The following is a 6908-nucleotide window of genomic DNA, read 5'->3' on the forward strand; positions in this document are numbered from 1 at the left end:
GCTATGAAGAGTTTAGATAAGACATTTCGACATTTATCTCGTGAAGATAAATTAAAACAACTTGTTGATTATGGATGGTTAACAGATGCTAATTATGATGTTTTACTAAAAAATCCATTAATTAATGAAGAAGTTGCGAATAGCTTAATTGAGAATGTAATTGGTCAAGGCACATTGCCTGTAGGTTTATTACCTAAAATCATTGTCGATGATAAAGAATATGTTGTACCGATGATGGTTGAAGAACCTTCTGTAGTAGCTGCTGCAAGTTATGGCGCTAAGTTAGTCAATAATACAGGTGGTTTTAAAACTATTAAGAGTGAACGACTAATGATTGGTCAAATTGTATTTGATGACGTAAGTGATACCGATGACTTGGCACAAGCAATTTACGATTTAGAACCACAAATTGAACATATTGCAGCTGAAGCTTACCCATCAATTATAGAACGTGGTGGTGGTTACAGACGTATTGAAATTGATACGTTCCCAGAGAATCAACTATTGTCTTTAAAAGTATTTGTAGATACTAAAGATGCAATGGGCGCCAATATGCTTAATACAATCTTGGAAGCTATAACTGCACATATGAACAATGAGTTTCCAGATCGAGATGTGCTTATGAGCATTTTGTCTAACCATGCCACAGCCTCAGTAGTACGAGTTCAAGGTGAAATTGATATCAAAGATTTAAATAAAGGTGATCGTTCTGGTGAAGAAGTAGCACAACGCATGGAGCGTGCTTCTGTACTAGCACAAGTCGATATACATCGTGCTGCAACACACAATAAAGGTGTTATGAATGGTATTCACGCCGTAGTCTTAGCAACTGGTAATGATACACGCGGAGCAGAAGCAAGTGCACATGCATATGCTAGTCGTGATGGACAATATAGAGGTATTGCGACTTGGAAGTTTGATAAAGAACGTGGTCGCTTAGTCGGAACAATAGAAGTACCGATGACATTAGCAATTGTTGGTGGTGGTACGAAAGTATTGCCAATTGCGAAAGCATCACTTGAATTATTAAATGTTCAAACAGCACAAGAATTAGGTCAAGTTGTTGCTGCTGTAGGATTGGCACAGAACTTTTCAGCATGTAGAGCCTTAGTTTCTGAAGGTATTCAAAAAGGTCATATGAGTTTACAATACAAATCATTAGCAATCGTAGTAGGTGCTCAAGGTGATGAGATTGCTTGTGTTGCCGAAGCATTGAAAACTGCGCCTAAAGCAAATACTGCTACGGCTCAACAAATTTTAAAAGATTTACGACAACAATAACAATATATAGAAAAGCCACTACTTATGAGTGAGGTACTTAATTCAATACCTCGATTCATAAATAGTGGCTTTTATTTATCATTTATATATCATTATTTATTTTAGTAGATGTAATTATAACTACGTGCAGACCATTTACTTAAGTAGCGAGTTCCGTATGCATTCGGTCTATTGTAATTGTATTCAGAAACTTTAATACTACCGTTACTATATACACGCTCAACTACAGCAACGTGGCCATAATAGCCTGCAGTAGATTGCATTACTGCGTAGCGTTTAGGCGTGTGACCAGTTCTATAACCAGAGCGTTGTGCATTGTAATACCAGTTCTTTGCATTTCCCCAACGATTTGATACAGGTTTACCTAGTTGAGCGCGTCGTTGGTATGCCCACCAAGTACATTGACCTTTCGTATAGTAGTTATATGAAGCGGCTTCAGATACGTGCATATGTTCAATATTTTGATATGTAAAAGTCCCTGCGAACATGATTCCAGTAGCGAGTAAAAGACGTGAAAATAATTTTTTAAATTTCATTTTTGTTCCCTTCAAAATATAAAAGAATTAAAAACTGTATTAATCATATTCGTTAAAAAGGTCTAATACAATATAAGAAACGAATTATACAAGTAACTGTAATATATATGAAATATAACAGTGTAATTTGTAATTTATTTTACATTAAAGTGATTTTGCACAATTTAAGATAGTAGCACGGTAATGTCTTAAAGTTCAAAGCATTACTTAATTTTAAATGTGCAATTGATTTGAAGTTTACCCTATAAAAAAAGCACCATTAAGGCGCTTAGAAATAAAAATAATATATTAAATTCACCTATTATATTCGCAATAGCTGACTGAACTGAGAAGATGCGCTAATCAGCTATTCTCAGCTCTAGTAATCTTTGCGGGGTTGTGCGGGGCCCCAGCAAAAAGAATTTCACTAAGAAATTCTACAAGCAATGCAAGCTGGGGATACAACGAATTCAAATAGAATTCTGTCCCACTCCCAAAAAAAGCGCCATAAAGGCGCTTGGTGAGATGATACGTCCATGATGTATAATAACAAGTTAGAAATCATACATTTGTGAATTGGTTAAAAACAGCCAATGCTCTTTTAACGATAGTCACGGGTATGTTTTCTGGACATGGATTATTTCGAAAATATGACAATACTTCTGCTTGGCTCTTCACTTCTCTAGGGAAATTGCTATCTTGATTAATCCAATTTACCAATTCACCTAATGGTGTGTCATCACCAACAAAATTTTGCATAAATTCGTAAAAGCTCAATGCCTCACCTCTTCAATCAATTTGAGCCTATGTGATTATAACATTTTTTTATAATGAAACATATAGGGTCTTACATTGAATTTGAATTAGACTTGTTCTCGGAAATATTTAGTTTAACTTTACATATTTTTATTTTCTCAAAAATATTTCGTGTATAATGAAATTACAATAATGAACAAAGAGGGTGAGCATTTGGACATCAAACATATGAAATATTTTATGGAAGTAGTTAATCAAGGTGGTATGACAAATGCTTCGAAATCTCTATACATAGCGCAGCCGACGATTAGTAAAGCAATTAAAGATATAGAAAATGAATTGAAAATGACATTATTTGATCGTCAAAAGCGTTACCTCGTACTCACTGATGCGGGTAAAATATTCTATAAAAAGTGCGAAGAAATTATAACGTTATATGATAATATTCCTTTCGAAATTAATGGGCTATTAGGATTAGAAACAGGTCATATCAATATAGGTATGTCTGCAGTAATGGACATGCAACAATTTATCTACATACTAGGGGAGTTTCACAAGCTCTATCCAAACGTTACGTATAATTTAAATGAAAGTGGCGGTAAATCTATAGAGACGCGACTTATTAATGATCAAATTGATATTGGAATTACTACCATTCCAATAGATGAGAACGTCTTTGACTATTTACCATTATATAGCGAAGATTTGAGATTAGTTGTAAGTAAAGAACATGACCTTGCATCACGTGATTCTGTTACAATGGCAGAACTTAAGAATGAAGATTTTATATTGTTTAACGAAGACTTTTACCTTAATGATAAAATTATTGCCGCAGCTAAAAATGCAGGTTTTCTCCCAAATACGGTTTCAAATGTCTCGCAATGGAACTTTATTGAGTATCTGTTGCTGGCACGTTTAGGTGTAAGTATCTTACCAGAGCACATCGCTAACATGCTCAAAGACAATATCAGAAGTATTAAGATTGAGGATACTGGAATGAGTTGGGAACTAGGTGCAATTTGGAAAAAGGATAAACTATTAAGTCACGCTACCTCTAAATGGATAGAATTTATGAGCAAAAGATTAAAATATGACTAAATAATACTTCATAACAACAAGCACAATAAATAGATAAATAAAAATAGAGAAGCGTTTAAACGAAACGCTTCTCTATTTTATTTGCATATGTTGGGTTCGTTCCGAACGCAATAATATTGTCATCGAAATTCAATCACACCAATACGTATAGTTATTAAAGCGATTACATAGAAATAAACTATAGGTGGTATTTAAAATGGATATTTTTCTATTTTCTTAGGTTGAATTAGAATGATGAATGTAGGTTTAAATTTCACTGTAACAATTTCGACATATTTTAGTGGGAGGTCAGTCATCTTGAAAAAAGTATTATTTATTTCAAAAGTTATCATACAAATTGCCATTATCATAGTCATTAGTTACTTAGGTAGTTTATTGCAAACATTATTGCATATACCACTAGCTGGAAGTATCGTAGGCATGATAATGTTGTACATTTTACTTGAACTGAAAGTGATACGTATGAATTGGATATCTGACGGCGCAGAATTTCTATTAGCTACAATGGTGTTTTTCTTTATACCTTCTGTAGTAGGAATAATGGATGTTGTTTCTGATATTACAAAGAGTTATATCATTTTCTTCTTATTAATTATTGTAGGTACAAGTTGCGTTGCACTAGCTTCTGGTTACATCGCTGAAAAGATGGTTAAACAACCTAACGTTAAGAGAGGTCATCAATAGTATGACATTCATTCAAGCTATCTTAATGATATTGTTGACCGTCGTTATGTATTTTTCTGCAAAAAAGCTACAACAAAAATATGATAATCCATTTTTGAACCCAGCGTTAGTAGGTTCGGTTGGTGTCATTATTGTATTATTGTTAACACATCAAAACTATCATGATTATATGACAGGTGGTAAATGGATCAATCATTTATTGAATGCCACTGTTGTATGTTTAGCTTACCCACTATATAAGAATCGACATAAAATTATTGAGAATTTAAGTATTATCTTTTCAAGCGTGATGGTTGGCGTAATACTTAATTTTGTGTTAGTGTTTACCTCGTTAAACTTATTGGGTTACGATGAGGAGACGATAGTAACAATATTACCACGTTCAATAACAGCTGCTGTAGGTATCGAAGTATCACAGGAATTAGGTGGTACTGATACGATTACAGTATTATTCATTATAACTACAGGTTTAATAGGTAGTATGATGGGATCAATGTTATTGAAAGTAGGTAATTTTAAGACCTCTATTGCCAGAGGGTTAACATATGGGAATGCATCACACGCTTTTGGTACCGCAAAAGCATTAGAACACGATAATGAATCTGGTGCATTCAGTTCAATTGGAATGATATTAACTGCTGTAATTAGTTCGATACTTATTCCAATTATGATTATTTTATTCTACTAAAGGGAATATATATATTGTACTCGTTTAAAAAGAGAAAGGAGCTATTGTAATAATGGCGAAGATAAAAGCAAACGAAGCATTAGTTAAAGCGTTAGAAGCATGGGATATTGATCACTTATATGGTATTCCAGGGGATTCAATTGACGCAGTAGTAGATAGTCTACGTACTGTTAGAGACTCATTTAAATTCTATCATGTACGTCATGAAGAAGTAGCAAGTTTAGCTGCAGCTTCATACACTAAAATGACAGGTAAAATTGGGGTGGCATTAAGTATTGGTGGTCCTGGTATCGTCCACTTATTAAATGGTATGTATGATGCAAAAATGGATCGCGTACCTCAATTAATTTTAGCAGGTCAAACAAATAGTACTTTATTAGGTACAAAAGCTTTCCAAGAAACAAACATTACTGATATGGTTTCAGATGTATCTGTATATAATCACCAAATTCAAAAAGGTGATAACGTATTTGAAATTGTTAACGAAGCTATTCGTACAGCATATGAAAAACGTGGTGTAGCAGTAGTTGTATGCCCTAATGACTTATTAACTCAAAAAATTAAAGACACAACTCACCGTGCTATAGACACTACTAAACCAAAAGCACCAACTCCAACATTACGTAGCATTAAAAAAGCTGCAAAATTAATCGATAAAAGTAAAAAACCAGTAATGATTATTGGTGTAGGTGCACAAAATGCTAAAGATGAATTACGTGAATTTGTAGAAGCGGCTAAAATTCCAGTAATTCATACGTTACCAGCTAAAACAATCATTCCTGATGATCACCCATATAGCATCGGTAACTTAGGTAAAATCGGAACAAAAACATCTTACCAAACAATTCAAGATGCCGATTTATTAATCATGGCAGGTACTAACTACCCTTACGTTGACTACCTACCTAAGAAAAATATTAAAGCAATTCAAATTGATACAAACCCAGATGTAATTGGACATCGTTTCAGTGTCAATGTTGGTATCGTTGGTGACGCGAAACTTGCTTTCCATCAATTAACTGATGTTATCAAACACGTACCACAACGCCCATTCTTAGAAAAAACATTAGAACGTAAAGCTGTTTGGGATAAATGGATGGAACAAGATATGAATCAAGAAAGCACACCAATCCGCCCAGAACGTTTAATGAAATCAATTAGTAAATATAGTGACGATGATGCTGTATTCTCAATCGATGTAGGTACATCTACAGTTTGGTCAACACGTTACCTAAACTTATCGGTAAATAATAAATTTATTATTTCTTCTTGGTTAGGTACAATGGGTTGCGGACTTCCAGGAGCAATTGCTTCTAAAATCGCTTTCCCTAAACGTCAAGCTATCTCAATTAGCGGTGACGGTGCATTCCAAATGGTAATGCAAGACTTTGCAACTGCTGTTCAATATGACTTACCAATGACAATTTTTGTTATGAATAACAAACAATTATCATTTATTAAATATGAACAACAAGCTGCAGGTGAATTAGAATATGCCATTGATTTCTCTGATATGGACCATGCTAAATTCGCTGAAGCTGCAGGCGGTAAAGGTTATGTATTAAAAGATCCTAGCCGTATCGATGAAGTAGTAGAAGCAGCGTTAAATGAAAATGTACCAACAATCGTTGATGTACATGTTGATCCAAATGCCGCACCATTACCAGGTAAAATTGTTAATGAAGAAGCAATCAACTATGGTAAATGGGCTTACAGATCAATCACTGAAGATAAAAAATTAGACTTCGACGAAATTCCACCAATTTCTGTCGCTGCTAAACGTTTCTTATAAGAAATAGATTCGACACACTGACGAAAGCAATGCTTTTGTCAGTGTTTTTTTATGAATATTTGGCTCTATAATAAATTGGACTGATGACTAAAAA

At 34.0% G+C, this 6908-nt stretch carries 7 protein-coding genes; 5 read left to right on the forward strand and 2 right to left on the reverse strand.

Translation table 11 applies throughout. The features are described 5' to 3' along the window. Positions 1-3: 3 nt before the first annotated feature. The gene (locus HMPREF2737_RS03685; protein ID WP_037551573.1) at positions 4-1281 is read left to right on the forward strand and encodes a hydroxymethylglutaryl-CoA reductase, degradative; all 1278 of its coding nucleotides are present in this window, start codon (positions 4-6) and stop codon (positions 1279-1281) included. Between the two features lie 101 nt (positions 1282-1382). Here the strand turns inward: HMPREF2737_RS03685 and HMPREF2737_RS03690 are convergent, their stop codons facing one another. Next, complete coding sequence (locus HMPREF2737_RS03690) at positions 1383-1817, reverse strand: CHAP domain-containing protein (protein WP_037551574.1); 435 nt, start codon at positions 1815-1817, stop codon at positions 1383-1385. Between the two features lie 540 nt (positions 1818-2357). Continuing rightward, the gene (locus HMPREF2737_RS03695; RefSeq protein ID WP_016931242.1) at positions 2358-2573 is read right to left on the reverse strand and encodes a sterile alpha motif-like domain-containing protein; all 216 of its coding nucleotides are present in this window, start codon (positions 2571-2573) and stop codon (positions 2358-2360) included. A gap of 192 nt (positions 2574-2765) precedes the next feature. On the opposite strand from HMPREF2737_RS03695, the gene HMPREF2737_RS03700 reads away from it, so the two are divergent. The 4 genes from HMPREF2737_RS03700 (at position 2766) to HMPREF2737_RS03715 (ending at position 6814) form a co-directional block, all read left to right on the forward strand. Next, positions 2766-3650 (forward strand): cidABC operon transcriptional activator CidR, encoded by an 885-nt coding sequence (locus HMPREF2737_RS03700; RefSeq protein WP_016931243.1) that lies wholly within the window; start codon positions 2766-2768, stop codon positions 3648-3650. Between the two features lie 297 nt (positions 3651-3947). Then, on the forward strand, positions 3948-4334 hold the full coding sequence (locus tag HMPREF2737_RS03705; RefSeq protein ID WP_029376681.1) for a CidA/LrgA family protein: 387 nt from the start codon (positions 3948-3950) through the stop codon (positions 4332-4334). A gap of 1 nt (position 4335) precedes the next feature. Then, positions 4336-5022 (forward strand): LrgB family protein, encoded by a 687-nt coding sequence (locus tag HMPREF2737_RS03710; RefSeq protein WP_037551575.1) that lies wholly within the window; start codon positions 4336-4338, stop codon positions 5020-5022. Positions 5023-5074: 52 nt separating this feature from the next. Continuing rightward, positions 5075-6814, forward strand: a complete 1740-nt coding sequence (locus HMPREF2737_RS03715; protein ID WP_037538548.1) for a pyruvate oxidase — start codon at positions 5075-5077, stop codon at positions 6812-6814. The last annotated feature ends 94 nt before the right edge of the window (positions 6815-6908 follow it).

This window comes from Staphylococcus sp. HMSC069D12, assembly GCF_001810405.1.
In the GTDB taxonomy this organism is placed as follows: Bacteria; Bacillota; Bacilli; order Staphylococcales; family Staphylococcaceae; genus Staphylococcus; species Staphylococcus haemolyticus.

Excerpts from the sequence above, each read along its gene's own strand:
- HMPREF2737_RS03715 (WP_037538548.1), top strand. The coding sequence starts at position 5,075 with ATGGCGAAGATAAAAGCAAACGAAGCATTAGTTAAAGCGTTAGAAGCA.
- HMPREF2737_RS03685 (WP_037551573.1), top strand. The coding sequence starts at position 4 with ATGAAGAGTTTAGATAAGACATTTCGACATTTATCTCGTGAAGATAAA.
- HMPREF2737_RS03690 (WP_037551574.1), bottom strand. The coding sequence starts at position 1,817 with ATGAAATTTAAAAAATTATTTTCACGTCTTTTACTCGCTACTGGAATC.
- HMPREF2737_RS03710 (WP_037551575.1), top strand. The coding sequence starts at position 4,336 with ATGACATTCATTCAAGCTATCTTAATGATATTGTTGACCGTCGTTATG.